General features: G+C 70.5%; 21 protein-coding genes and 2 pseudogenes. 16 read left to right on the top strand and 7 right to left on the bottom strand.

What is annotated here, in order from left to right; genetic code table 11:
- The first annotated feature begins 145 nt into the window (after positions 1–145).
- The 9 genes from ACP4J0_RS35070 to ACP4J0_RS35030 all read left to right on the top strand — a co-directional run bounded on the left by ACP4J0_RS35070 (position 146) and on the right by ACP4J0_RS35030 (position 9153).
- A complete protein-coding gene (locus ACP4J0_RS35070) occupies positions 146–2902 on the top strand; it encodes a DNA translocase FtsK (RefSeq protein ID WP_426602986.1) in 2757 nt (918 codons plus the stop codon).
- Positions 2903–3165: 263 nt separating this feature from the next.
- On the top strand, positions 3166–4026 hold the full coding sequence (locus ACP4J0_RS35065) for a helix-turn-helix domain-containing protein (RefSeq protein ID WP_426602984.1): 861 nt from the start codon (positions 3166–3168) through the stop codon (positions 4024–4026).
- Between the two features lie 92 nt (positions 4027–4118).
- Positions 4119–5600 (top strand): 30S ribosomal protein S12 methylthiotransferase RimO, encoded by a 1482-nt coding sequence (gene rimO / locus ACP4J0_RS35060; RefSeq protein ID WP_426602982.1) that lies wholly within the window; start codon positions 4119–4121, stop codon positions 5598–5600.
- Positions 5597–6385, top strand: coding sequence for a CDP-diacylglycerol--glycerol-3-phosphate 3-phosphatidyltransferase (gene pgsA / locus ACP4J0_RS35055; protein WP_426602980.1), 789 nt, complete (start codon positions 5597–5599; stop codon positions 6383–6385). The genes rimO and pgsA overlap by 4 nt, the downstream gene beginning before the upstream one ends.
- Positions 6382–6927, top strand: coding sequence for a CinA family protein (locus ACP4J0_RS35050; protein ID WP_426602978.1), 546 nt, complete (start codon positions 6382–6384; stop codon positions 6925–6927). Before pgsA ends, ACP4J0_RS35050 begins: the two co-directional genes overlap by 4 nt.
- Before the next feature lie 109 nt (positions 6928–7036).
- A complete protein-coding gene (locus ACP4J0_RS35045; protein WP_007387871.1) occupies positions 7037–7417 on the top strand; it encodes a helix-turn-helix domain-containing protein in 381 nt (126 codons plus the stop codon).
- 173 nt (positions 7418–7590) lie between these two features.
- Entirely contained in the window at positions 7591–8061 is a 471-nt protein-coding gene (locus ACP4J0_RS35040) for a Dps family protein (protein WP_426602976.1), read from the top strand.
- 7 nt (positions 8062–8068) lie between these two features.
- Positions 8069–8365 carry a hypothetical protein gene (locus ACP4J0_RS35035; protein WP_426602975.1) on the top strand — a complete coding sequence of 99 codons (297 nt, stop codon included), beginning with the start codon at positions 8069–8071 and terminating at the stop codon, positions 8363–8365.
- Positions 8366–8667: 302 nt separating this feature from the next.
- A complete protein-coding gene (locus ACP4J0_RS35030; RefSeq protein ID WP_426602973.1) occupies positions 8668–9153 on the top strand; it encodes an SRPBCC family protein in 486 nt (161 codons plus the stop codon).
- Position 9154: 1 nt separating this feature from the next.
- Here the strand turns inward: ACP4J0_RS35030 and ACP4J0_RS35025 are convergent, their stop codons facing one another.
- Positions 9155–9994, bottom strand: a complete 840-nt coding sequence (locus ACP4J0_RS35025; RefSeq protein ID WP_426602971.1) for an Fpg/Nei family DNA glycosylase — start codon at positions 9992–9994, stop codon at positions 9155–9157.
- An 18-nt stretch (positions 9995–10012) separates the two neighbouring features.
- On the bottom strand, positions 10013–15022 hold the full coding sequence (locus ACP4J0_RS35020; protein ID WP_426602969.1) for an ATP-dependent helicase: 5010 nt from the start codon (positions 15020–15022) through the stop codon (positions 10013–10015).
- A gap of 479 nt (positions 15023–15501) precedes the next feature.
- Here ACP4J0_RS35020 and ACP4J0_RS35015 point away from each other — a divergent pair.
- Positions 15502–15821, top strand: a pseudogene (locus tag ACP4J0_RS35015) (AzlD domain-containing protein); the annotation flags it as partial.
- A 9-nt stretch (positions 15822–15830) separates the two neighbouring features.
- Here ACP4J0_RS35015 and ACP4J0_RS35010 read toward each other — a convergent pair.
- Positions 15831–16784 carry a hypothetical protein gene (locus ACP4J0_RS35010; RefSeq protein ID WP_426602967.1) on the bottom strand — a complete coding sequence of 318 codons (954 nt, stop codon included), beginning with the start codon at positions 16782–16784 and terminating at the stop codon, positions 15831–15833.
- Between the two features lie 81 nt (positions 16785–16865).
- On the opposite strand from ACP4J0_RS35010, the gene ACP4J0_RS35005 reads away from it, so the two are divergent.
- Entirely contained in the window at positions 16866–17060 is a 195-nt protein-coding gene (locus ACP4J0_RS35005) for a DUF3046 domain-containing protein (protein WP_007445009.1), read from the top strand.
- Between the two features lie 268 nt (positions 17061–17328).
- A complete protein-coding gene (locus tag ACP4J0_RS35000; protein ID WP_426602965.1) occupies positions 17329–18495 on the top strand; it encodes an AI-2E family transporter in 1167 nt (388 codons plus the stop codon).
- Positions 18496–18521: 26 nt separating this feature from the next.
- Here ACP4J0_RS35000 and ACP4J0_RS34995 read toward each other — a convergent pair whose 3' ends face one another.
- Positions 18522–18722, bottom strand: a complete 201-nt coding sequence (locus tag ACP4J0_RS34995) for a DUF2191 domain-containing protein (RefSeq protein ID WP_426521773.1) — start codon at positions 18720–18722, stop codon at positions 18522–18524.
- Positions 18723–19001: 279 nt separating this feature from the next.
- Between ACP4J0_RS34995 and recA the strand changes: the two genes are divergently transcribed.
- From recA to ACP4J0_RS34980, 3 genes and pseudogenes are all read left to right on the top strand, one after another.
- Positions 19002–20129, top strand: coding sequence for a recombinase RecA (gene recA, locus ACP4J0_RS34990; RefSeq protein ID WP_426602964.1), 1128 nt, complete (start codon positions 19002–19004; stop codon positions 20127–20129).
- Between the two features lie 3 nt (positions 20130–20132).
- Positions 20133–21020 (top strand): recombination regulator RecX, encoded by an 888-nt coding sequence (gene recX / locus ACP4J0_RS34985; RefSeq protein ID WP_426602962.1) that lies wholly within the window; start codon positions 20133–20135, stop codon positions 21018–21020.
- 817 nt (positions 21021–21837) lie between these two features.
- A pseudogene (locus ACP4J0_RS34980) lies at positions 21838–22020 on the top strand (IS5/IS1182 family transposase); the annotation flags it as partial.
- Positions 22021–22261: 241 nt separating this feature from the next.
- Here the strand turns inward: ACP4J0_RS34980 and ACP4J0_RS34975 are convergent.
- Positions 22262–23029 (bottom strand): transposase family protein, encoded by a 768-nt coding sequence (locus ACP4J0_RS34975; RefSeq protein ID WP_426602960.1) that lies wholly within the window; start codon positions 23027–23029, stop codon positions 22262–22264.
- A gap of 135 nt (positions 23030–23164) precedes the next feature.
- Positions 23165–23692, bottom strand: a complete 528-nt coding sequence (locus ACP4J0_RS34970) for an IS3 family transposase (RefSeq protein ID WP_426602959.1) — start codon at positions 23690–23692, stop codon at positions 23165–23167.
- Here ACP4J0_RS34970 and ACP4J0_RS34965 point away from each other — a divergent pair.
- Positions 23691–24032, top strand: a complete 342-nt coding sequence (locus ACP4J0_RS34965) for a hypothetical protein (protein WP_426602957.1) — start codon at positions 23691–23693, stop codon at positions 24030–24032. The genes ACP4J0_RS34970 and ACP4J0_RS34965 overlap by 2 nt on opposite strands.
- Positions 24033–24277: 245 nt before the next feature.
- Here the strand turns inward: ACP4J0_RS34965 and ACP4J0_RS34960 are convergent, their stop codons facing one another.
- Positions 24278–25516: an IS701 family transposase gene (locus ACP4J0_RS34960; protein ID WP_426602955.1), complete on the bottom strand. Its 1239-nt coding sequence runs from the start codon at positions 25514–25516 to the stop codon at positions 24278–24280.
- Positions 25517–26999 lie beyond the last annotated feature (1483 nt).

Genomic DNA, 26999 nt, shown 5'->3' with positions numbered 1-26999 from the left:
CGGGAGGACCGGCGGGGCCGACTGGTGAGGGCGTGTCAGCGGCTGTAGCGGAAGCGTCAGTTCCGGACTTTCCCGCGGGCGACACGAACGGGTGAAGCGGTGGGCACACGTGTCGACCGCCGTCTCCCCCGGTAACCTCACACCTATGGCCTCACGTCCCTCCGCAGCCAAGAAGCAGCCCGCGAAGAAGGCGGCCGCTCCCGCGAAGGCTCCGGCGAAGAAGGCCGCTGCGAAGAAGGCACCCGCGAAGAAGGCGCCGGCCAAGAAGGCCGCGGCCAAGAAGCCCGCGCCTCGGCCGGCACCCAATCCGACCGGTGGCGTCTACCGGCTCGTACGCGCCCTCTGGCTGGGCATCGCGCACGCCGTCGGCGCCGTCTTCCGCGGTATAGGCGCCGGGGCGAAGAACCTCGACCCGGCGCACCGCAAGGACGGTGTCGCGCTGCTGCTGCTCGGCGTCGCGCTGATCGTCGCGGCGGGTACCTGGGCCGACCTCAAGGGCCCCGTCGGCGACCTCGTCGAGATCCTGGTGACCGGTGCCTTCGGCCGGCTGGACCTGCTGGTGCCGATACTGCTCGGTGCCGTCGCCGTGCGCCTGATCCGGCACCCCGAGAAACCCGAGGCCAATGGCCGGATCGTGATCGGCCTGTCCGCGCTCGTCATCGGCGTCCTCGGCCAGGTGCACATCGCCTGCGGCTCACCGGCGCGCAGCGACGGCATGCACGCCATAAGGGACGCCGGCGGCCTCATCGGCTGGGGCGCGGCGACCCCCCTGTCGTACACGATGACCGACGTCCTGGCGGTGCCGCTGCTGGTGCTGCTCACCGTCTTCGGGCTGCTGGTCGTCACCGCCACGCCGGTCAACGCCATCCCGCAGCGGCTGCGGCTGCTCGGTGTGCGGCTCGGTCTGGTCCGTGACCCGGAGGCGGAGGCCGACGCGTTCGGCGACGACGACGAGCGCTACGAGGAACAGTGGCGCGAGGCGCTGCCCGCGAAGCGCCGCGGACGCGGGGGACCGGCGTCACAGCCGTACGACCCCGACGCGGCCGAGCAGGAGGCGCTCACCCGGCGTCGCGGCAGGCCCCGGCGGTCCACCGCGCCGCAGCCCGAGGCGAACCGGCCGATGGACGCCGTGGACGTCGCCGCCGCGGCCGCCGCCGCGCTCGACGGCGCCGTGCTGCACGGGATGCCGCCCTCGCCGCTGGTCGCCGACCTCACCCAGGGCGTGACCACGGGGGACCGCGAGTCGACGACGCCCACTCCCACGCCCGTGCCGGCCGCGCGCCCGCAACCGGGCAAGCTCAGGCAGGACAAGGCGCACCAGGGCCACCCCGGCGAGGGCACGGCGGTCGTCGCCGATCTCACCAAGACCCCGCTCCCCAAGGAACGGGACCTGCCGCCGCGCGCCGAGCAGCTCCAGCTCTCCGGCGACATCACCTACTCCCTGCCGGCCCTCGACATGCTCACCCGGGGCGGCCCCGGCAAGGCGCGCAGCGCCGCCAACGACGCCATAGTCGCCTCGCTCACCACCGTCTTCACCGAGTTCAAGGTCGACGCCGCCGTCACCGGCTTCACCCGCGGGCCGACGGTCACGCGGTACGAGGTCGAGCTCGGGCCCGCCGTGAAGGTCGAGCGGATCACCGCACTGGCCAAGAACATCGCGTACGCCGTCGCCAGCCCCGACGTGCGGATCATCAGCCCGATCCCCGGCAAGTCCGCGGTCGGCATCGAGATCCCCAACACCGACCGGGAGATGGTCAACCTCGGCGACGTGCTGCGCCTCGCGGAGTCCGCCGAGGACGACGACCCGATGCTGGTCGCCTTCGGCAAGGACGTCGAGGGCGGCTACGTCATGCACTCGCTGGCGAAGATGCCGCACATGCTGGTCGCCGGCGCCACCGGCTCCGGCAAGTCGTCCTGCATCAACTGCCTGATCACCTCGATCATGATGCGGGCGACCCCGGAGGACGTCCGGATGATCCTGGTCGACCCCAAGCGCGTCGAGCTGACCGCGTACGAGGGCATCCCGCACCTGATCACGCCGATCATCACCAACCCGAAGCGGGCCGCGGAGGCCCTCCAGTGGGTCGTACGGGAGATGGACCTCCGCTACGACGACCTCGCCGCCTACGGCTACCGGCACATCGACGACTTCAACCGCGCGGTGCGCGAGGGCAAGGTCAAGCCGCCCGAGGGCAGCGAGCGCGAGCTCCAGCCGTACCCGTACCTGCTGGTGATCGTGGACGAGCTGGCCGACCTGATGATGGTGGCGCCGCGGGACGTCGAAGACGCCATCGTGCGGATCACGCAGCTCGCGCGCGCGGCCGGCATCCACCTGGTGCTCGCCACCCAGCGGCCGTCCGTGGACGTCGTCACCGGCCTGATCAAGGCCAACGTGCCCTCCCGGCTGGCCTTCGCGACGTCCTCGCTGGCGGACTCGCGGGTCATCCTCGACCAGCCCGGTGCCGAGAAGCTGATCGGCAAGGGCGACGGCCTCTTCCTGCCGATGGGCGCGAACAAGCCGACCCGTATGCAGGGCGCGTTCGTGACCGAGGAAGAGGTCGCGGTCGTCGTCCAGCACTGCAAGGACCAGATGGCGCCCGTCTTCCGGGACGACGTCACCGTCGGCACCAAGCAGAAGAAGGAGATCGACGAGGACATCGGCGACGACCTCGACCTGCTGTGCCAGGCGGCGGAACTGGTCGTCTCCACGCAGTTCGGGTCCACCTCCATGCTGCAGCGCAAGCTGCGCGTCGGTTTCGCCAAGGCCGGGCGGCTGATGGACCTGATGGAGTCGCGCAGCATCGTCGGGCCGAGCGAGGGTTCGAAGGCTCGTGACGTTCTTGTGAAGCCTGACGAGCTGGACGGCGTGCTCGCGGTCATCCGGGGGGAGTCTGAGGGGTAGGGAACGGTACGCGCGGGGTTCCCCCGGCGGGAGGGTCACGGCGGCCGGCGGCCGTTCGTGACTGACCCGTTAGGGATCATTGAGCAACCGTTCAGCCATGGCGTACGTCAAGTTGAGGGAAACGACAAACAGGTAATCCACCATCGGGACGCGTGGTCGATCCGATGGCGTACAAAGTACGACCGTCCGGTTGCCCCACCCGTTTGTACCCCCCCTAGACTGAACGTCCAGCGCAGGCGGCCATACGCTCGAAAGGCGCCCCCGTGTCCAACGGCAACTTCCCTGAAGACGAGCGTCCGATCGAAGACGTGTCCCGAGACGTTCCTGAAGACCCTTCCGCGGAGGCCCGCCCCTCCGTGGGCCGTGCGCTGCAGCAGGCGCGGATCGCCGCCGGGCTGACCGTCGACGACATCACCACCGCCACCCGCGTCCGCATCGCCATCGTGCACGCCATCGAGGCGGACGACTTCACGCCCTGCGGCGGTGACGTCTACGCGCGCGGTCACATCAGGACCCTGGCCAAGGCCGTCGGGCTCGACCCGGCCGAACTGGTCGCGCAGTTCGACGCCGAGCGCGGCGGGCGCCCGGCGCCGACCCCCGCCGCACCCCTGTTCGAGGCCGAGCGCATCCGTCCGGAGCGGCGCGGACCCAACTGGACGGCCGCCATGGTCGCCGCGATCGTCGCGGTGATCGGCTTCGTCGGCTTCACGTTCGTCAAGGGCGACGACGGCGGCACCGAGGCGAGCGTCGCCGAGGGTTCCCAGCCGACGGCCGGCGAGTCCGCCTCGCCGAGCGCCGAGCCGAAGAAGCCGGCCGCCCCGAAGCCGGACCCGACCGACAGCGCCATCGCCGCCGCTCCGCAGGACAAGGTGACGGTCAAGGTCAGCGCCGACGACGGCCGCAGCTGGATCTCCGCGAAGGACCACAACGGCCGGCTGCTCTTCGACGGCCTGCTCAAGGAGGGCGACTCCGAGACCTTCCAGGACAACGAGAAGATCGACCTCGTCCTCGGTGACGCCGGCGCCATCCAGCTGTACGTCAACGGCAAGAAGATCGAGGACGACTTCCAGCCGGGCTCCGTGGAACGCCTGACGTACACGAAGGGCGACCCGCAGGTCGGATAGGGGCGCGGAACGCACTGGTGCGGACGGGGTTGTCCAAGATCGGGCAACCCCGTCGACGTGGGCTGTCGGCGGGACGAAGTAGTCTTGAGCCCATGCCTGAAAGCCGTACCGTCGCACTCGTCACCCTTGGCTGCGCCCGTAACGAGGTGGACTCGGAGGAGCTCGCAGGCCGTCTGGAGGCGGACGGCTGGAAGCTCGTCGAGAACGCCGAGGAAGCGGACGTCGCCGTCGTGAACACGTGCGGCTTCGTCGAGGCCGCCAAGAAGGACTCCGTCGACGCCCTCCTGGAGGCCAACGACCTCAAGGGTCACGGCAGAACGCAGGCCGTGGTGGCGGTGGGCTGCATGGCCGAGCGGTACGGCAAGGAGCTCGCCGAGGCCCTTCCCGAAGCCGACGGTGTACTCGGCTTCGACGACTACACCGACATCTCCGACCGCCTGCAGACCATCCTGAACGGCGGCATCCACGCCGCCCACACCCCGCGCGACCGGCGCAAGCTGCTGCCGATCAGCCCCGCCGAGCGCCAGGAGGCCGGTGCCTCCGTCGCCCTGCCGGGACACGGCCCGACCGACCTCCCCGAGGGGGTCGCCCCGGCCTCCGGTCCCCGCGCGCCCCTGCGCCGCCGCCTGGACGGCTCCCCGGTCGCCTCGGTGAAGCTGGCCTCCGGCTGCGACCGGCGCTGCTCCTTCTGCGCCATCCCGTCCTTCCGCGGCTCCTTCATCTCGCGCCGCCCGAGCGACGTGCTGAACGAGACGCGGTGGCTGGCCGAGCAGGGCGTCAAGGAGATCATGCTGGTCTCCGAGAACAACACCTCGTACGGCAAGGACCTGGGCGACATCCGCCTGCTGGAGTCGCTGCTGCCGAACCTCGCCGACGTCGACGGCATCGAGCGCGTGCGCGTCAGCTACCTCCAGCCGGCCGAGATGCGCCCCGGCCTCATCGACGTACTGACCTCCACCCCCAAGGTCGTGCCCTACTTCGACCTGTCCTTCCAGCACTCCGCTCCGAACGTGCTGCGCGCGATGCGCCGCTTCGGCGACACCGACCGATTCCTGGAACTGCTGGACACCATCCGGAGCAAGGCTCCCGAGGCCGGCGTGCGCTCCAACTTCATCGTGGGCTTCCCCGGCGAGACCGCCTCCGACCTCGCCGAGCTGGAGCGGTTCCTGAACCACGCGCGGCTGGACGCCATCGGCGTCTTCGGGTACTCCGACGAGGAGGGCACCGAGGCGGCGACCTACGGCGACAAGCTGGACGAGGACGTCGTCGCCGAGAGGCTGGCACGCGTGTCCCGCCTGGCCGAGGAACTCGTCTCGCAGCGCGCCGAGGAGCGGGTCGGCGCGACCGTGCGCGTGCTCGTCGAGTCCGTGGAGTCCGCCGACGAGGGGGACGGCGTGCGCGGCCGCGCGGAGCACCAGGCACCCGAGACGGACGGCCAGGTGCTGGTCACGAGCGGCGAAGGCCTGAGTGTCGGTCGTATGGTCGAGGCGAAGGTGGTCGGTACGGAGGGTGTCGACCTGGTGGCCGAACCGCTGCCGGGCTCGCCCGAGTGGAGTGAGGAGGCCGGCAGATGACCGGAGTCCCGGCGTCCGCCGCGGGGGGCTCCTCCGGCGCGCGCAGGGCCGGCCCCCGTGGCGCCTCGGGCGCCGCTCAGCAACCGGCGGAGCGTACGACTCCGGGAGGCGCCGTGGAACGGGGTGCGGCGGAACGAGGTGCCACCGAGGGCGGTGCGGCCGGGCGCGGCGGCAAGATCGCGGCCGCCGCGGTCAACCAGGCGAGCGTCTGGAACGTCGCCAACCTGCTGACGATGCTCCGCCTGCTCCTGGTGCCGGCCTTCGTCGCGCTGATGCTCGGCAACGGCGGGTACGACCCGGCCTGGCGGTCGTTCGCCTGGGCGGCCTTCGCCGTAGCCATGATCACCGACCTCTTCGACGGCCACCTGGCACGCACCTACAACCTCGTCACCGACTTCGGGAAGATCGCCGACCCCATCGCCGACAAGGCGATCATGGGGGCGGCGCTCATCTGTCTGTCCGCCCTGGGCGACCTGCCGTGGTGGGTGACGGCCGTCATCCTCGGCCGGGAACTCGGGATCACCGTGCTGCGTTTCGTGGTCATCCGGTACGGCGTCATCCCCGCGAGCCGCGGGGGCAAGCTCAAGACCCTCACCCAGGGCATCGCCGTCGGCATGTACGTCCTGGCACTGACGGGGCCGCTGGCCACCCTGAGGTTCTGGGTGATGGCGGCGGCGGTCGTCCTGACCGTGGTGACGGGACTGGACTACGTGAAGCAGGCCATTGTGCTGCGCCGTCAGGGAATCGCCGAGCGCAGAGCGGCGTTGAAGGAGACGGAAGCTTGAGTTCCACGGCCGCCGACGTGGTGCGACTACTCACGGTCAAGGGTGAGACCCTCGCGGTCGCCGAGTCACTGACCGGTGGAATGGTGGCGGCCGAGATCACGGCGGTCCCTGGAGCGTCCAGGGCCTTCCGGGGGTCCGTGACCGCCTACGCGACGGAACTGAAGCGGGAACTGCTCGGCGTCGACGCAACGCTGCTCGCGGCGCGTGGAGCGGTGGATCCCCAGGTCGCCGCCCAGATGGCGGCGGGCGTCCGCAAGGCGTTGAGTGCCGACTGGGGCATCGCGACGACGGGCGTCGCCGGCCCGGATCCGCAGGACGGGCAGCCGGTGGGGACGGTCTTCGTCGCCGTCGACGGGCCCTTCGGAACAGACGACGGTTCCGCCTCTGGCGGAAAAGTGGAGGCGCTGCGGTTGAACGGCGACCGCGCGGAAATTCGTATGGAGAGTGTACGGAGCGTACTCGCACTCCTTTTGAGGGAGCTTGCGGGCGAACAGACCGGGAATGAGCGGGCACAGGATACGGAACAGAACGGGGGGTTTTGATGTTTGCAGCCCAGAGTGAACACGACATCGCTCCCCGCACGGCCGCGGCGCGAGGCGGTACGGTGGGGCGTGAAGGATGCGGTTACACGGTCCGAGGAGGGAGCCACCGATGATTCTGCTCCGTCGCCTGCTGGGTGACGTGCTGCGTCGGCAGCGCCAACGCCAGGGCCGTACTCTGCGCGAAGTCTCCTCGTCCGCCCGAGTCTCACTCGGCTATCTCTCCGAGGTGGAGCGGGGGCAGAAGGAGGCTTCTTCCGAGCTGCTCTCCGCCATCTGCGACGCGCTGGACGTACGGATGTCCGAGCTCATGCGGGAAGTGAGCGACGAACTGGCCCTCGCCGAGCTGGCCCAGTCCGCTGCGGCCACGCCCAGCGAGACCGTGCCGGCCCCGGTGCGCCCGATGCTGGGTTCCGTGTCGGTGACCGGTGTGCCACCGGAGCGGGTGACCATCAAGGCGCCCGCCGAGGCAGTGGACGTCGTCGCCGCCTGAGCACTGAGAACGTGTGCGTGTGAGGCCCCGGCCGGGGTCTCTCCGGGAGACCGGAGGGGTGCGGTCGGGGTTTTTGCGTGCCAGGGTCCTGGATTCGCGCCCGGTTTGCCGGGTCCCGGTGGTGCGGTCATCGTGGAGGGACATGGCCGGGGGGCCGACCGACGGAGGCGTGGATGTACGTCGTGAAGAGCCCGTTGTCCGACGCGAGCCTGAAGACCGTGTCCGAGGCGTTGCAGGGCGCCCTCGTCGACCTGGTGGACCTGGCCCTGGTGGCGAAGCAGATCCACTGGAACGTGGTGGGTCCGCGGTTCCGCTCCGTACACCTCCAGCTCGACGAACTCGTCGGCACCGCGCGCACGCACTCCGACACCGTGGCGGAGCGCGCCTCGGCGCTCGGTGTGTCCCCGGACGGGCGTGCCGCGACGGTGGCCGTCGGCAGCGGTATCGGCGTGACCCCGGAAGGATGGGTCGACGACACCGCAGCGGTACAGACGATCGTGGACGCGCTGGGCGCGGTGATCGGGCGGATGCGGGAGCGTATCGCGGCGACCGGGGATCCGGATCCGGTGAGCCAGGACATCTTCATCCAGGTCACGGCCGACCTGGAGAAGCAGCACTGGATGTTCCAGGCCGCAAACGGATGACGCGGTTATGACGTCCGCGCGGACTGCTCGCCGGGCGGCCGCGCTGGGGCTGGGTGCGTTGTGGTGGTGGGCCGTGCTGCGTCTGGCGCTCGAGCCCGGCGCGGGGGTGCTCGAAGGGGCGGTCGCGGTCGGCGGCTGGGGGCTGAGCGTGCTGCCGGTGCACTGTGTGCCCAGATGCCGGGCCGCGGGGGCGTTGGAGGCGGGGCGGTGGAGACGCGCCCTGCGTGCGTCCGTGGGGGACGCGGCCTCGTGGCGGTCCCGGTCCGAGATGCGGTCCGGCCCGTCCGGTGGGAGTGGGGAGTGAGGGCGGCCGCGCCGACGCGCAGCGCTTCACGAGGGGACGTGACTCGACTGTCAACGTGACTCGACTGTCCGACGAGTTCCGCCGCGGTGCACAAGCACGTCGCGCTACTGGAGCGGGCCGGCCTGGTGGTCGAGCAGCGGGGACGGGAGCAACTCGTGCGTACGCCGCCCGACGCCGTGGGCCGGGCCCGGCAGCACCGGACGAACTGGAGACGGCCTGGCGGGGCCGGGTGGAGCGATGTCCCACCTGCTCGCCCAGGATGCGGAACACGAAGCACACAGCCCGACGGAAGGACGGATCCGATGAGTGTCACCAGCCTGGACAAGGATCTCGACAGCCTGACCTTCACCCTGGTCGCCGACTTCGCCGCCCCCGTCGAGCGGGTGTGGCGGCTGTGGTCCGACCCGAGGCGACTGGAGCGCTGGTGGGGCCCGCCGACCTATCCGGCGACGGTGGAGGAGTACGCGCTGACCCCCGGCGGCGACGTCACGTACTTCATGACCGGCCCGGAGGGTGACAGGCACCGCGGGTGGTGGCGGATCACCACGGTCGACGCGCCTACGTCCCTGGAGTTCACCGACGGATTCGCCGACGCGGACGGCGTGCGGAGCGCCGACATGCCGACGATCACGGTCCGGGTGACGCTCACCGAGCGGGACGGCGGCACCCGCATGGAGATGCGCTCGGCCTTCGCCACCGGGGAGGAGATGGACCAGCTCACGAAGATGGGCATGGCGGAGGGACTGCGCGAGGCGGTCGGCCAGATGGACGGCCTGCTCGCCGGCTGAGTCACCCCGTCCCGCGCCGCGGCCCGGTACCGGCCGGGCCGCCCGGGCGCGGTGCGGGACCGGCCTGGCAGGTCGGGCACCAGTACGTGGGGCGGTCTCGGGAGCCGTCGCCCTGGTTCGCCACGCGCACCGGTGTGCCGCAGCGCAGGCAGGGACGGGGCGCTCGGCCGTACACGAACAGGTCCTGGCCCCGCAGGCCCGTCGTACGGCGGACCGGGCGGTCGCGGTTGGCCTCCAGGAGCTTCTTCGCGAGCGCGGGCAGCTTCACGGCGTGTGCGGCCGGCAGGTCGCCTACGGGGAGCCAGGGAGTCACGCCGAGCAGGAAGCAGAGCTCACACTTGTAGACGTTGCCGATGCCCGCGAGATTGCGCTGGTCGAGCAGGGCCTCACCGAGCCGGCGGGCGGGCTCCGCGCGCAAGTTGGCCAGGGCCTGCTCGGGGTCCCAGTCCGGGCCCAGCAGGTCCGGACCGAGGTGGCCGACGGCGCGCTCCTCGTCGGTGGTGCGGAGCACTTCCAGCACCGGGAGGCGATAGCCGACTGCCGTGCGGTCGGCGGTGCCGAGGATCACCCGGATCTGGTGCGCGGGGCCGCCGCTCCAGCGCTGACCGGCCGCGAACACCTTCCAGGAGCCGTCCATCCGCAGGTGCGAGTGAACGGTCACACCGCCCTCGACGCGGGTGAGGAGGTGCTTGCCGCGCGGGGTGACGTCCAGGACCGTACGGCCGGTGAGGTCGACCGTGGCGTACCGGGGGACGCGGAAGTCGCTGCGGGTCAGCACCTCGCCCGCGAGGGCGTCGTGCAGCCGGCGCGCCGCCTGCCAGACCGTGTCTCCTTCGGGCATGGGTCAAGGGTGACAGGCTCAGGCTCTGATGCGCAGGCCGCGTGGGGTGGCGATGAACCCCGCCTCCTCCAGCAGGGGACCGAAGGGGGACGTCAGAGCCGCCGTGCCGTTGACGCGCTCGACCGTGACCGTGCCGAGCGAACCGGCGAGGGCGGCCGAGGCGAGCGCTTCCGCGGCCGCTCGCAGACGGGCGTCCTCGGTGGGCAGACCGTCCGGCGCGGAGGGCCAGAGCAGGAGCGTCTTGCCGCCGCGCTCCATGTAGAGCGCCGGCTCGCCCTCCACGAGCACCACCAGGGAGCCTGCCTTGCGGCCCGGCTTGTGCGTGGCACCGGCCGGGGGCTCGGGCCAGGGGAGGGCCGCGCCGTACGCGTTCGCCGGGTCGGCGGCGGCCAGGACGACGGCCCGTGGACCGGCGGAGGGCCGGCCGCGGCGGGGGAATCCGGCGTCGTAAGAGTCGCGCGGGTCACCGAAGCCGCCGTGCGTGTAGCCCCCGCGCGGACCGCCGAAGCCGCCCTGCGCGCCGCCCCCGCGCGGACCGCCGGCGCCCGGTTCCGCGTAGTCGTGGCGGGAGACGTACTCGTCCCGGGAGGGCGGAAAGTGCTGGGCGGAGGCGAAGACGTCGTCGGGTCGGTCCGGTGTGCCGGTGTCTCCGCGGCCGCTGGACGCGAAGCCGGCGGAGGGAGAGTCGCCGGAGACCGGATCCCCCGGGCCGTGGGAGCCGTCGGACGCGGCGGGGTCGTCCAGACCGCCGTCGGTGAAGTCCGGCCGCCCGGGCGGAGCCTCGTCACGCTCCCGGGCGTTCGAGACCGCGCGCAACCGGTCCACGGCGCCCTCCATGGCGAACTGTGCGGCGCCCAGTCCTTCCACGACATAGCCGCGCCGGGCCTGACCGCTCTCTTCGAAGGCGGCCAGGACGCGGTACACCGCCGAGAACCCTCCTTCCACGCCCTCGGCGGCGACGGCGCCGCGGGTCACCACGCCGTGCCGGTCGAGGAGCGTGCGGGCCAGGGCGTGCGCGCGCACCGTGGTGTCCGCCTCGCTGGCCGGCAGCAGCGACCAGCGACCCGCGACGGTCGGCGGGCCGGTACGGGACACGGGGCGGGCGGCGGCCGTCAGGGAGCCGTAACGCCCGCGTGGCACCGCGCGCTTGGCGCGGTGGGCGGTGGAGCCCGCGGTGCGGCCGGAGCCCAGCAGGGAGCGCAGGGGCGCGAGCGTGTCGTTCGTCAGGCGTCCGGACCACGCCAGCTCCCACAGGGCGTCGGCCAGCTGGGGATCGGTGACGTCCGGGTGGGTGGTGGCACGGACCTGGTCGGCGATCTGACGGAAGAACATGCCGTAGCCGCCGGAAAGAGTGTCCAGCACCGACTGGTGGAGGGCGGTCGGCTCCAGGGGGTGCGGGGGAGGCAGGAGCAGCGGGGCCGCGTCCGCCAGGTAGAGGGAGACCCAGCCGTCCTTCCCGGGGAGCGAGCCGGCCCCCGCCCACACCACCTCGCCGGCGGCCGTCAGCTCGTCCAGCATCGCCGGGTGGTAGTTCGCCACCCGGGAGGGCAGGACCAGCTTCTCCAGGGCGGAGGCGGGGACGGAGGCGCCCTGCAGCTGTTCGACGGCGCGGACCAGCCCGTCGATGCCGCGCAGCGCGTGCCCCCTGCCGATGTGCTGCCACTGGGGGAGGAACTGGCCGAGCGCGGCCGGCGGCACCGGCTCCAGCTCGTGCCGCAGCGCGGCCAGGGAGCGGCGGCGCAGCCGGCGCAGGACGGTCGCGTCGCACCACTCCTGGCCGATGCCGGCCGGATGGAACTCGCCCTGCACGACCCGGCCCGCCGCGGCGAGCCGCTGCAGGGCGCCCTCGGTGACCGCGACGCCCAGGCCGAAGCGGGCCGCCGCAGTGACGGACGTGAAGGGGCCGTGGGTGCGGGCGTGGCGGGCGAGGAGGTCGCCGAGGGGGTCCTTGACCGGCTCGGTGAAGGCCTCGGGCACACCCACGGGCAGCGCCGTGCCCAGCGCGTCGCGCAGCCGGCCCGCGTCCTCGATCGCCGCCCAGTGGTCGGCGCCGGCGATACGCACCCTGATCGCGCGGCGGGCGGCGGCCAGCTCCGGGGCCCACTGGGGCTCGGCGCCCCGCTCGGCCAGCTCGGCGTCCGTGAGCGGGCCGAGCTGCCGCAGCCGGTCCGCGACACCCTCCGGGTCCTTGACGCGGCGGTCCTCGGTGAGCCACTGCAGCTCGCGCTCCAGCTCCGTGAGCACCTCGGCGTCGAGCAGCTCGCGCAGCTCCGCCTGGCCCAGCAGTTCGGCCAGCAGCCGCGAGTCCAGGGACAGGGCGGCGGCACGGCGCTCGGCGAGCGGCGAGTCGCCCTCGTAGAGGAACTGGGCGACGTACCCGAAGAGCAGGGAGCGGGCGAACGGGGACGGCTCCGGAGTGGTGACCTCGACCAGGCGCACCGTGCGGGCCTCCAGGTCGCCCATCAGCTCGACCAGGCCGGGCACGTCGAAGACGTCCTGGAGGCACTCGCGGACCGCCTCCAGGACGATCGGGAACGATCCGTACTCGCTCGCCACCTCCAGCAGCTGCGCGGCGCGCTGGCGCTGCTGCCACAGCGGGGTCCGCTTGCCGGGGCTGCGGCGCGGCAGGAGCAGCGCGCGGGCCGCGCACTCGCGGAAGCGGGACGCGAACAGCGCCGAGCCGCCCACCTGGTCGGTGACGACCCGGTCGACCTCGCCCTTGTCGAAGACGACGTCGGCCGCGCCGACGGGCGCCTGCTCGGCGTCGTACTCCAGTCCTGGCTTCGTCGGATCCTGGTCGAGGAGGTCGAGGCCCATCAGATCCGCGTCGGGCAGGCGCAGCACGATGCCGTCGTCGGCGTGCATGACCTGGGCGTCCATGCCGTACCGCTCGGACAGCCGGGCGCCGAGCGCGAGGGCCCAGGGGGCGTGGACCTGAGCGCCGAAGGGGGAGTGGATGACGACCCGCCAGTCGCCGAGCTCGTCCCGGAAGCGCTCCACGACGATGGTGCGGTCGTCGGGGACGTGGCCGCAGGCCTCGCGCTGTTCCTGGAGGTACGCCAGGACGTTGTCCGCGGCCCAGGCGTCCAGGCCCGCGGTGACCAGTCGCAGCCGTGCGTCCTCCTCGGCGAGGGAACCGACCTCGCGCAGGAAGGCGCCCAGTGCGCGGCCCAGTTCCAGGGGGCGGCCCAACTGGTCGCCCTTCCAGAACGGCAGCCGGCCCGGCACCCCCGGCGCGGGTGAGACCAGGACCCGGTCGCGCGTGATGTCCTCGATCCGCCAGGAACTGGTGCCGAGCGTGAAGACGTCCCCGACGCGCGACTCGTAGACCATCTCCTCGTCGAGCTCGCCGACCCGGCCGCCCCCCTTCTTCGGATCGGCCCCGGCGAGGAAGACCCCGAAGAGCCCGCGGTCGGGGATCGTGCCGCCCGAGGTGACCGCGAGGCGCTGTGCCCCCGGGCGGCCGGTGACCGTACCGGCGACCCGGTCCCACACCACGCGCGGGCGCAGCTCGGCGAAGGCGTCGGACGGATAGCGGCCCGCGAGCATGTCCAGGACGGCGGTGAAGGCGGAGTCCGGCAGTGAGGCGAAGGGGGCGGCGCGGCGGACGGTGGCGAGCAGGTCGTCGACCTGCCAGGTGTCCAGCGCCGTCATCGCCACGAGCTGCTGGGCCAGGACGTCCAGCGGGTTCGCGGGGATCTTGAGGGCCTCGATGGCACCGCTGCGCATCCGCTCGGTGACCACGGCGGCCTGCACCAGGTCGCCGCGGTACTTGGGGAAGACCACGCCCGTGGAGACGGCGCCGACCTGGTGGCCCGCGCGGCCGACGCGCTGGAGGCCGGAGGCCACGGAGGGCGGTGACTCGACCTGGACGACGAGGTCGACGGCGCCCATGTCGATGCCCAGCTCCAGGCTGGAGGTGGCGACCACGGCGGGCAGGCGGCCCGCCTTGAGGTCCTCCTCGACGAGGGATCGCTGCTCCTTGGAGACCGAGCCGTGGTGGGCGCGTGCGATCACGGGCGGGGCGCCGTGGGCAGCTCCCGAGCCGCCCATGAGTTCGGCGGGGGAGTGGTGTTCGTCGAGGGGCTCGCCGGTCGCCCGTTCGTACGCGATCTCGTTGAGCCTGTTGCACAGGCGCTCGGCCAGGCGCCGGGAGTTGGCGAAGACGATCGTGGAGCGGTGCGACTGGACGAGGTCGGCGATCCGCTCCTCGACGTGCGGCCAGATCGACGGGCGCTCCGCGCCCTTGTTGCCGTCCGCGGCGGGGGAGCCGCCCAGCTCGCCCAGGTCCTCCACCGGGACGACGACGGACAGGTCGAACTCCTTGCCCGAGTCCGGCTGGACGATCTCCACCTTTCCGCGCGGCGCGAGGAACCGGGCGACCTCGTCCACCGGGCGGACCGTCGCCGAGAGGCCGATTCGGCGGGCCGGCTTCGGGAGCAGCTCGTCCAGCCGCTCCAGGGTGAGCGCGAGATGGGCGCCGCGCTTGGTGCCCGCGACCGCGTGCACCTCGTCCAGGATCACCGTCTCGATGCCGGTCAGCGCGTCGCGCGTGGCCGACGTCAGCATCAGGAACAGGGACTCCGGGGTGGTGATCAGGATGTCCGGCGGGCGGGTGGACAGGGCGCGCCGCTCGGCGGCCGGGGTGTCGCCGGAGCGGATGCCGACCTTGACCTCGGGCTCGGGCAGGCCGAGGCGTACGGATTCCTGGCGGATGCCGGTCAGCGGGCTGCGGAGGTTGCGCTCGACGTCGACGGCCAGGGCCTTGAGCGGGGAGACGTACAGGACCCGGCAGCGCTTCTTGGGGTCGGCGGGCGGGGGTGTCGAGGCGAGCTGGTCCAGGGCGGCGAGGAATGCGGCCAGCGTCTTGCCGGAGCCGGTCGGGGCGACCACCAGCACGTCCGAGCCCTCCGAGATGGCCTGCCACGCGCCCGCCTGGGCGGCGGTGGGCGCGGAGAAGGCCCCCGTGAACCAGCCGCGGGTCGCGGGGGAGAAGCCGTCCAGGGCTCGGTGTGCGGAGCTGACCATGGATCCATCCTGCACCCGGGCACTGACAATCGGCCTGAGCTGTGCGAATGCCGGGCGGCGACCCATCGGCGGGACGGAGGGGCGCGCGGCCGGGGTGGAGGGGCGCGCGGCCCGGGGTCGGCTGGGCTGGAGGGGCGCGCGGCCGGGTCGGCTGGGTGGGGGCGGCGATCGCACGGCGGGCCGGTGGACTGCCTGCCGCCGATCGCCCGACGGCGGTCGGCCGACGGATGTCCGTTGGTGGATGTCCGTTGGTGGTCCGACGACGGTTGCCCGCCCCTGGAGCCGCTCCGGGGCCGGGCACCGGCCGGGAGCCTCTCCGCCCTGGCCGTCCTTCCGGGGCTCGGCCTGCCGCCTGTGCTGCCCGCCGGTGCGCCCGTCCTGGTGGCCGCGCCGGCGGCACCGGTCGTTCTGTGGACACAGGGACGCCGCGGGAGCCGTGGTGCCGAGGACTCCGCGCGGTCCGCCCGGCAGGAAGAGCGGTGAATGTCTGGATCGCCATCGGCGTGACCGCGGTCGGCTGCTACGCCGTCAAGCAAGCTCCTCGGGCTGCTGGTGCCCGTGGGGGCTCTGGAGCGGCCCCCTGGTCCAGCGGCTCGCCGCTCTGCTGCCCGTCGCCCTCCTGGCCGCGCTCACCGCCCAGCAGTCCTTCGCCGACGGGCAGGCGCTCGTCGTGGTGGAACGCGGGCCGCGGGAGTCGCCGCGGCTGCCGTGGCGCTGGTGCCGCGGGCGCCGTTCGCCGTTCCTGCTCGTCGTCGTGGCGGCCCTGGTGGTGACGGCGGGGGTGCGGGCCGTGGGCGGGCGAGCCGGGTCAGCCGAGGGAACGACCGTACGCGCGGAGCGTGCGCAGGGCCTCCAACGTCACCCGGGGGCGGGCTTCCAGCGTCGGGGCGGGCGCCCAGTGGCGCCAGCGGACGGGCCAGCCGCCGTCGTCCTCCTGCTCCGCCGCGAGGAAGTCGAGCGAGCGGGCCATCTCGTCGTCCGTGAACCACGCGCGCGCGAGGGAGTGCGGGTTCCTCGCGTAGTCGTGCGGGAAGTGGTGCTCGCCCGGAGCGTAGCCCGGGGAGACCGGGTACGCGCCGAGGTCGTTCGGATCCAGCACCGCGAGGCGCTGCCGGCGCACCAGGCGGCCCAGCCGGTCGGCCGCCGCCTCCGCGCGCGGACGGTCGGGGGCCGCGTCCAGGAAGGCCACGGCGGCCTCGACCTCGTACGGGTGAGAGGTCGCCAGCGACTCGGCCGCCTGCCAGCAGAAGTCCGTGGCCCGGAACAGCCAGGCGTGCCAGACCTCGTTGCGGTGCAGCAGGCCGACCACCGGACCGGTGGCGAGGAGCTCGCCGGGCGGGTCGTCCACGACCGGCACGAAGGGCGCCGCCGGGTATGGCCGCTGGCTGGGATGGATCGCCGGCAGGGCACCGTCCGCAGTGGACACGGAGGTCAGATAGCGGCACATCCGCTCCACGCGCTGGCCGCCGCAGCTCCCGACGGCGTCCAGGACACGCAGGGCGTGCGCGGTGTGCAGCGGCTGGCTGACCGGGCCGCGCAGGTCGGGCTCCAGCCCGTGACCGTACCCGCCGTCCTCGTTGCGGTAGGCGTCCAGCGCGGTCTCCACCGGACCGGCGTCGCCGCCGCGGAAGTGGTACGCGAAGAGACGCTGCTCCAGGACGCGCGCGGTGAGCCAGACGAAGCGCTCCGCGCGCGCGAGCGGTGAGTGCGCAGGCGGAGTCGGGGGCGTCGGGGCAGTGAAGGAGCTCCGGTCTTCGGCCATGGGTCAGACCGTAGGCCGTAAGGCGGTCCCGGCACGCGGTCCCGGCTCAGGGCCCACTCTCAGGAGCGGGATACTGGAGTCATGCGGTTGACGGTCTTCTGGGAGCGGATGACGGATCACTTCGGTCCGGGGTACGCCGACACCTTCGCACGCGATCACGTGATGGCGGAGCTGGGCGGGCGTACGGTGCACGAGGCGCTGGACGCGGGGTGGGACGCCAAGGACGTGTGGCGGGTGGTCTGCACCGTCATGAACGTGCCGCGGGAACAGCGCTGATCGTTCATGAGCGTGCCGCAGGAAGAGCGCGGGTCGTTCATGAGCGTGCCACCGGAACAGCGCTCATCGGTCGTGAGCGTGCCACAGGAACAACTGATCCGTCACGAAGATCACCGGACGTGACTCCGCTGCCGGTGGCGTGGGCGAGACTTGGTCCGTGGCCCCCACTGACGAGACCGGGCAGGCGACCCGGCACGCATCCCCGACCGGTACTACGCCGCCCACCGGGCCCCCGGCCGGTGGCGGCACCGCCGGGCCGGGTGCACGCATGCCGCGCTGGCTGCCGCGCGCCATGGTGCTGGCCCTCTCGCTCATCGCCGTCTTCCAGCTGGGCAGCTGGGCCTTCCACCAGCTCACCGGCCTGCTGATCAACATCCTCATCGCGTTCTTCCTGGCTCTCGCCATCGAACCCGCGGTGAGCTGGATGGCCGGGCGCGGCATGCGCCGCGGGCTGGCCACCTTCCTCGTCTTCCTCGCCGTGCTGATCGCCTCCGCGGGGTTCGTCACGCTGCTCGGCTCCATGCTCGCGGGCCAGATCGTCAAGATGGTCGAGGACTTCCCGGAGTACCTCGACTCCGTGATCAACTGGGTCAACGGCCACTTCCACACCGAGCTGAGACGGGTGGACATCCAAGAAGGCCTGCTCCGCTCCGACTGGCTGCGCAACTACGTGCAGAACAGCGCCACCGGCGTCCTGGACGTGTCCGCCCAGGTCCTCGGCGGCCTTTTCCAGCTGCTGACGGTCCTGCTGTTCTCGTTCTACTTCGCCGCCGACGGTCCCCGGCTGCGGCGCGCGCTCTGCTCCGTCCTGCCACCCGCCCGGCAGGCCGAGGTCCTGCGCGCGTGGGAGATCGCCGTGGACAAGACCGGCGGCTACCTGTACTCGCGCGGCCTGATGGCGCTGGTCTCCGGCATCGCGCACTACATCCTGCTGGAGGTCCTGGAGGTGCCCTACGCCCCCGCGCTCGCCGTGTGGGTGGGCCTGGTGTCGCAGTTCATCCCCACCATCGGCACCTATCTCGCGGGCGCTCTGCCCATGCTGATCGCCTTCACGGTGAACCCGTGGTACGCGATGTGGGTACTGATCTTCGTGGTGATCTACCAGCAGTTCGAGAACTACGTACTGCAGCCCAAGCTGACGTCCAAGACCGTGGACATCCACCCGGCGGTCGCCTTCGGTTCGGTCGTCGCGGGCGCCGCCCTGCTCGGTGCCGTCGGCGCGCTGATCGCCATTCCGGCGATCGCCACGCTGCAGGCGTTCCTCGGGGCGTACGTCAAGCGTTACGACGTCACGGACGATCCTCGCGTCCACGGGCGGCGCAACCGCCGGCCGGGGTCCGGGGCCCCCACACGCCTGCGGAAACTGTGGGCCCGGCGAGCGGAGCCGGGACGCCCTGGGACGGGAGGGGCCGGAGACGGCGGAGGCCCCTCCTGAGGGGCCCGTACGCCGGGTGCCGGGGCTCAGCCCTGCGGTTCCTGCGGCTTGGCGTCGACCTCGCGCAGGTTCCGGTCCTTGAACTCGGTGCGGGTCTCCGTACGGTGGCCGCGGGCGATGTAGTCCCGCACCACCGCCTCGACGGCGTCCTGAGGCGAGCCGATGCCCGCCAGGACCATCACCTCCACCACCAGTTCGGCGTCGAGACTGATGCTGACCTGGGCCATGGTGTCCCCCTCCTCCACGTCGCACGCGCACTCTAGCCACCCGACCGCCGGCCCGGCAGACGTACGCTCGGAAGTGCCGCGTGATGCGCTTGACACCAAAATCGAACATCCATTCTTATGGAGGCTCTGGCGAGGCTCGTGACGGGTGATTCGCCTGGGTTTGGGCTGATGAGTGCCCGAGTTATCCACAGGCCGGACCCGCATCAGGGTGGATTGTCAGTGGCAGGCATTAGCGTCTTTGACGTGAAGCGATCGAATCAAGCAAACCGGGTGGAACCCATGGCAGGAACCGACCGCGAGAAGGCCCTGGACGCCGCGCTCGCACAGATTGAACGGCAGTTCGGCAAGGGCGCGGTCATGCGCATGGGCGACCGGTCGAAGGAGCCCATCGAGGTCATCCCGACCGGGTCGACCGCGCTCGACGTGGCCCTCGGCGTCGGCGGCCTGCCGCGTGGCCGGGTCATCGAGGTGTACGGCCCCGAGTCCTCCGGCAAGACGACCCTGACCCTGCACGCGGTGGCGAACGCGCAGAAGGCCGGCGGCCAGGTCGCGTTCGTGGACGCGGAGCACGCCCTCGACCCCGAGTACGCGAAGAAGCTCGGCGTCGACATCGACAACCTGATCCTCTCCCAGCCCGACAACGGTGAGCAGGCCCTGGAGATCGTGGACATGCTGGTCCGCTCCGGCGCCCTCGACCTCATCGTCATCGACTCCGTCGCAGCCCTCGTGCCGCGCGCGGAGATCGAGGGTGAGATGGGCGACAGCCACGTCGGTCTGCAGGCCCGCCTGATGAGCCAGGCCCTGCGGAAGATCACCAGCGCGCTCAACCAGTCCAAGACCACCGCGATCTTCATCAACCAGCTTCGCGAGAAGATCGGTGTGATGTTCGGCTCGCCCGAGACCACGACCGGTGGCCGGGCGCTGAAGTTCTACGCCTCGGTGCGACTCGACATCCGACGCATCGAGACCCTGAAGGACGGCACCGACGCGGTCGGCAACCGCACCCGCGTCAAGGTCGTCAAGAACAAGGTCGCGCCGCCCTTCAAGCAGGCCGAGTTCGACATCCTCTACGGCCAGGGCATCAGCCGCGAGGGCGGCCTGATCGACATGGGCGTGGAGCACGGCTTCGTCCGCAAGGCCGGCGCCTGGTACACGTACGAGGGCGACCAGCTCGGCCAGGGCAAGGAGAACGCGCGCAACTTCCTGAAGGACAACCCCGACCTGGCCAACGAGATCGAGAAGAAGATCAAGGAGAAGCTGGGCGTCGGCGTGCGTCCCGAGGAGCCGGCCACCGAGCCGGGCGCGGACGCCGCCGCCTCCGCCGCCCCGGCCGACGCCGCACCGGCGGTGCCCGCCCCCGCGACGGCCAAGGCCACCAAGTCCAAGGCCGCGGCAGCCAAGAGCTGACCCGTGACACGACGAACCGACTGGGCCGAGTACGCCTACCCGGACAACACCTCGCGGGAGCGCGAGCGGGGGAGACCGGGTGACGAAGGCTCCGCCGGCACGGACGACGGCGCGTACGGGGTGGCGGCGGCCCCGTACGAGACGGGCCTGTCCGCCGTCGCGTACGGAACCGCGGACCCCTTCGCGCCGGACGGCGCCGAGGACCCGTACGACGTGGGTCCGCCCGGTGACGGTGGGGCGCGCCACGGTGACGGCGGGGCGCGTCGAGCGGGTGGACGGGACCGTGGAACGGGCGGCGGGCGGGGACGCCCGCGGCGCGGGCGTGCGGAGTCGTCCGCCGAGGACGGAGGTGCCACTTCCTCGTCGAGGGCCGAGAAGGGGGAGCCTCCGCGGGACCCGGTCGAGCAGGCACGGGCGATCTGCCTGCGCCTGCTCACCGGGACCCCGCGCACCCGCAAGCAACTCGCCGACGCCCTGCGCAAGCGGGAGATCCCCGACGAGGCCGCCGAGGAGGTGCTGTCCAGGTTCGAAGAGGTCGGTCTGATCAACGACAGCGCCTTCGCGGAGGCCTGGGTGGAGTCCAGGCACCACGGCCGCGGGCTGGCCCGACGAGCCCTCGCCAGGGAGCTGCGGACCAAGGGCGTCGACGCCACGCTCATCGACGAGGCGGTCTCGCAGCTGGACTCCGAGCAGGAGGAGGAGACCGCGCGCGAGCTGGTCGCCCGCAAGCTGCGCGCCACCCGTGGTCTCGACCGTGACAAGAGGCTGCGCCGTCTCGCGGGCATGCTGGCCCGCAAGGGCTACCCCGAGGGCATGGCCCTGCGGGTGGTCCGTCAGGCGTTGGAGGAGGAGGGCGAGGACACCGAGTTCCTCGGCGACGAGGGATTCTGACCCGGCGCCATGAGGACCTGGCCGAGATGACGGGGAGGGTGCCCGGAACGGTAGAAGAGCGCCCGCCCCGAGAGGTGAGGACCTCGCAGGATTACCTTGGGCTCCCGGAAAGATGAACCCCCTCCGCACTGCTGTATCATCTGCGCCGTCGCGTGACCGTTCAAGCCTCCGCATGCGTACGCCATCCCGGGAACACCGGTCGGTGAACGGCCCCGCCGAACTCCTTCGACCGCACCCCTCTACCTTGGCCGGCGTCGGTCCCAGTCCCAGCGCCACCGTGATCTCCTTGGCCCGCACCGGCTCCTGAAGCGGCCGGTCCAGCACCATGCCCAGGATCCGCTGGTAGTCCGGCGCGAGAACCGTCGCGGGCAGCCCTTCCTGCCAGGCCGGCGCCGTCGTTCCCGGCAACGGCAGGCACGGGCACTTCTGCCTCCGTACCCGGCTCAGTCACAGCGGTGGTCTGTGCGGTGGACACGGCCAGAGCCTCAACGAGTTTCTCCCGAGCGATCACCCGCCGGTCCAGCGCGATCTCCGCCGCCTCGAGACGGCAGCTGCCCGGACCGCAGCCTCCCGCAGATCTTCGACTCCCACGCGAGCAGCCGCTTCCTGTGCTTCCAGCAACCCCAGCATCGACGCCAATCAAGCGATCACGTCCGGTTAAGATACAGATATCTATCAGGAATTTCGTGACACTCCCAGATACGGCTTCTCAGTCTGGTCACAGATCGGGTGACGGCTGAGAGTGTGTGACGGGCCGAGGCCCCTGGGTCATTGATGAAATTTTTTGACGTCTCAACCAAGCAGTCTGGGTGCCTCGTTGGTCATCTGTCCTGCAGCACTCGACGTGCCCCATGCGCTCGTGAAGTGGGGCATGATGCCCGTGGTCATCAGCGAGGGGGACCGGCGCTACAAGCTGCGCCGGTCTCAACGAGGTGGCGCGCTTGGGTACTTGCGTGAACACATCACGCTGCCGCAGATCGCCGCAGGTTTCGGGTTCAACAGCGATCACCGGCCTGAGCCGATTGGGGTCGGTAGAGATCTCAGATGTTGGTTGTGACCTGGGGCTTTCGCGGTTGCTCGGTAGTGGTTGATCTCGTGAACGACGGGTCAGGTATGGCCTATCACATAGCGGAGTCGTCGGTGGTTCTACCAGTCGACGTACTCGGCGGTGGCGAGTTCGACGGCGGACAGTGTCTTCCATGGGCGTCGGGGCCTGATCAACTTGGTACTGAGCCTATTCATCATCGGTCTGAGCTGGTCAGATGCAGGGTGAGGACGGCCTGGACGAAGATGGTGATCCGGGTGGTCGAGCACCGGATCTTGCGGAGGAGTCGCCAGGCTTTGAGGGTGGCCATGGCCTGCTCGACGAGGGCGCGGATCTTGGCGTGGGACCGGTTCACCGCCTGCTGACCGGTGGACAGGATCTCCCACCGCCCCCAGCACGGGGTGCGGACCGTGCCGCCAGCACCCCGGTAGCCCTTGTCGGCCCAGCACGTGATGTCGGCCTCGGCGAGGGCGTCGACGATGCCGTGTTCGCGGGCCGCGCGGATGTCGTGGACAGTTCCGGGCAGGGCTGGTGAGGCCCACAGCAGCCGGCCGAAGGGATCGGCGAGGACCTGCACGTTTATTCCGTGTCTCTTATGCTTCCCTGAGTAGTAGGGCCGGTCCGCGGCGATCCGGTCGATCGGCAGCAGGGTCCCGTCCAGTAGCACGAACGCCTTCGATGATGCCGTCCGGACCGTCTCCGCAAGACTCGGCGCGAGAGCGGCCAGGACCTCGATGGCCTCGGTGATGTACCGGTACGCGGTCGTGGTTCCGATGCCGAACCCAGCCGCGAGCTGGGCATACGGGTGGCCGTTGCGGAGGTGGGCAAGAGTGAGCAGGGCCTGACGGCCGGCACTCAGGCGCCGCCAGCGGGTGCCGAGCTCCTGGCGGCGCTGACAGCGCTTGGCGGACAGGAAGCGTAGGGCAGAACTGGACACGTCGACGCCCGACGGGTAGACAAGCACACGAAGCCTCTGGTGGAGACGGATTTCTTGGTCGAAAACCCATCTACCAGGGGCTTCGCCACGTTGTCAGCCCAACAGCCGGACGAGAGCGTCAGGTTGGAAAGGGCTCACTGAACAGCCCGATCGTGCTTTCCATCAGGGCGTAGGCGTCGCCGGCCGAGCCGATCGAGGCGGCGATGCCGACCACGTCCAGGTGTTCGGCGAGCCGGAAACTCGTACTGCGACCCGGCCGTCGGAGTGATGGATCAACTCGCCTGGCTGGATGGATTGCTGGTCGCGGTCGCGTTGCCAGCTCGCCATCTCCAAGGCGTCCAGCGCGGAGACCATCTCCTTCACTGTGGCGGCGGGACAGGTCCCGGCCCAAAAGGTCGGAGCCCGGCCGACCTGGCTGCCGGGGACGGTGATGATGACGCGTTTGCTGCGGGACGCGCTCTGGATGCGAAGTTCGCGCATCAGGCGCTCCATGGTGCGGCGGGCGATCTGATGCCCTTGCCGGTTAAGTTCGCGCCAGATCGTCCGGGCCTGTAGACCCAGTAGTTGGACGTGTAGGCCTTCTGGGTTTTCTTCTTCAGTTCGGCGTCGCGCACGCGGCGGCGAATGGCGCTCGAAAGCGTTTGTGGTAGGGCGTAGCCCGCTTAAGTTCCACCGTCGCGTGGTGCGCATGATCGCTGAGGTGCCGCGGCGACTACCCCAACAAGACGGCCGCCCTGTAGGCGGTGACGGAAAACTCGACATCGGTTCCCGTGAGACGCTGCGGAACTGGAACAAGCAGAACGAGGTCGATCCGGGACAGCGCCCAGGGACGACGTCGGAAGAATCCGCCCAGCTCACGGCGTTGAAGATGGAGAACGCCGAGCTGGAGCGTGCCAACGAGATCCTCAAGGCGGCGGCGAGTTCCTTCGCGTCCGACCTCGACCGGCCACACACGCTCGTAACCTTCATCGACGAGCACCGGACCGCTTCGGCGGCGTCGAGTCGCGCCAAAACTCAATCTTTACATTGAACCGAACTCCCACTTGCCCCGGGGCCGCACGAGGGGAACAGCAACTTTCAGACTCGCGGAACCGGGAGCATCCCACGACACTAATACTCCAGTCGCAGTTCGCTATCGCCGCTGGTCAGGACCGGTTTTCTGAGTGTACTCGGCTGATGCCCCGTCAGTGTGCGGGAGCTTGTGACCTCGGGTGCGGCGGCGGTAGTGGCAGCGCCTGGCGATGGCCTGGTGGCGCCTGCGCCAGTGGGACCAGCTCATCGCGTGGCCGGTGCGCCAGCGGTGTGTCGGCGATGAGCGGCCAACTGCCAGGAGCCGCCGGATTTCTGCCACGGTGAGCGGTGCGAGAGCGCCGGAACCGTTTCTGCCGCCCCCTTTTCGACCGCCGCTGATGCCGTGGCGGCGAGAAAGGCGTGAGCGAGCATGGCCAGGGTGATGTGCCGGTACCACCCCGGATACCGGCGGACCTCGTACTGGTCGAGGCCGCACTCGTTCTTCGCGGCCTGGAAGGCTTCCTCGATCGCCCAGCGAGTCCCGGCGATGCGCACGAGTTCGGCGACGGCGGTGCCGTTGGGCGCGTAGGCGAGGTAGTAGGCGATCTCGTCCGGGCGGGCCAGGCTGCGGCGGGCCAGGACCCAGCGCTGATGGGTGGGCTGATCACCGTCGAAGTCGTCGATGGCGGGCAGTTGGGCTGCGGCCCAGTCGTAGACGCGCGGGCCTTTCGCGCCGTTTCCGCAGGAGTGGCGCTCCCAGGCGTCGTCGGGTGCCTGGGCGATGGCGAAGTCGATGCGGCCCAGGGCATGGACATGCTGGGACTTCAGCACGGCCAGGACGTAGCCGACGCCGGTCTCCTCCAGCATGCGGCGCAGTCGCCATTCCTGGCCGTAGGCGGAGTCCGCGGTCACCCAGGCGACGGGCAGCGGCGAGGCCAGGGCACGCTTCACCATGGCCTTGGCCAGGTCGCCTTTGGTGGCGAACTCCCGCTCCTCAGGGATCCTCGCCGCCCGGCAGCGGTCCTGGTCCGACATCCAGGACTTGGGCAGATACAGCTCCCGGTCCACCAAGGCCCGACCCCTGGGCGAAGCATAGGCGGCGAAGACACCGATCTGGCAGTTCTCGGTACGCCCGGCGGTGCCGGAGTACTGGCGCTGCACGCCGGCCGAGACCGTGCCCTTCTTGAGGAACCCCGTGTCGTCGATGATCAGCACTCCAGCAGGGTCCCCGAGTCGCTCGGCGACGTATTCCTGCAGGTCATCGCGTACCTCGTCAGGATTCCAGCGGGCTCGGCTCAGCAGATGCTGCAGCCCCGCAGGAGTCGGGTGACCGGCGTGCTCGGCCAGCTGCCAGCTGTTCTTCCGCCCCACTGCACCGATCAGTCCGTGTACGTAGGCTCGCATCCGCCGTCGCAGATCCACCCGACCGAACCGGTGGCCGATCCGCAGGAGCACTTCTTCCAGTTCCGCAGACCAGTCATCGGGCTGCACATCATCTTGCATGACAAGCACAACGGCCCGCCGCACCCGAGGTCACAAGCTCCCGCACACTGACGGGGCATCAGCCGAGTACACTCAGAAAACCGGTCCTGACCAGCGACGATAGCGAACTGCGACTGGAGTATTAGCAGGCCCACAACCGCCCGCTCGACCTCATGGTCCTGCCCGACCAGCAGCGACCCAAACTTTGAATTAGCCCTGGGGAAACTGCAGGCGCATGTCCCACCGTGCTCCGCGGTGGGACATGCGCCTGCAGGCCCGGCACCTGTAGCGCCCGGGATTTTGCTACGGTTTTGTGAGGATGCCCGCCACATCAAATTTGGTTAGCGGGGGACAGTTCACAAAGGAAAGCCCGCTGGTCTTCCAGACTCCTGCCTCGCGGTGAACGGCAGGTTTCCCACCCTCAAGTCGAACACAGATTGCCGTCGCCTTGTAAGCTCCGCCGTTACTGTGCTTACACGTCGCTAGGGCTCCGTTCATCCCGCTAGAGCCGTACGTGCAACCAGTGGGGTGAGCCGACGTTCCGGCGAACGTCGTGCTTTGTAGCCCGAGGGTCGACAGTGCGGCAGTGGCGAAGAGTGTCGCCAAAATCTTTTTCATTCCGCCTCTTTCGAAGTGATGAAGCAGCTGCTCAGGCGCGAGAGTAGCGAGTGGTTATTCCAGGCGTGACCGCCTTTGAGTTTCCGCTACAGTAAGCGTAGGACCATCCGGTCTGCCGCCACTGGCCATATCCTTCCGTTATTTTTCCGTTGTCCACGTCCTTGCACAGCACGGTGGCCCGGTACTCTCCACCGTTATGGTTCTTACACCACGCAACTGAGCCCCACTTACTTCCGTCAGGGATCTCATACGTGCAACCGGTGGGGTGCGCTGTAGTGCCCGCATCCGCAGCGAAGACGGGTGCTCCAACTCCGAGAGTGAGCATGGAGCCCAGCACCACTCCAAGTGCCGAGGTGGCGACGCGACGCCGCATTCGAGTGCTCTTCAGCATTTTTCCTCTCTCTGTCTTTCACGTCGATTAGCTGGCGCGGTGGCGGAATGCCACATGAGGGTGTTCTGCTCATCAGCTACTGGACCGCAGTAGCGTCGGTTGCTCGGAATCGATAATGACATGACGAGGCCCGGCTGTGTTGGCGCTCGGTCCACAGTTCCTTGGCGGAGCGTCTACACGTGATTGGGATGGCGGGGTGAGGGGTGAGACCGGTAGGGCAACCCCCTGAACTATGGAGCCCTACTATCGATCAGAAACTCACGGGGTTCTCGCTCAAACCTAAGGGTCTGCCGATCATTGAGCCTCTTCCGACATGACGGGTGGTTGGGGCGAGACGGAGCCGAAGCATGGTAGTTGTCACATAGGCGGGCTTGTTGTCACCGACGGTGTCGTGGGTGGTCGTCGATGGGTGTAGCTCCTGTCCTGTCGCACTGTGCCTGTCGGATTCTCACTGCTTCTCGTTCGTGCTGTCGGATTCTCATTGCGTCACGCTGA

Origin of the sequence: Streptomyces sp. WG7 (assembly GCF_049975785.1) — a bacterium.
Classification (GTDB): domain Bacteria; phylum Actinomycetota; class Actinomycetes; order Streptomycetales; family Streptomycetaceae; genus Streptomyces.
This window is presented reverse-complemented; position numbering and strand designations above follow the sequence as displayed.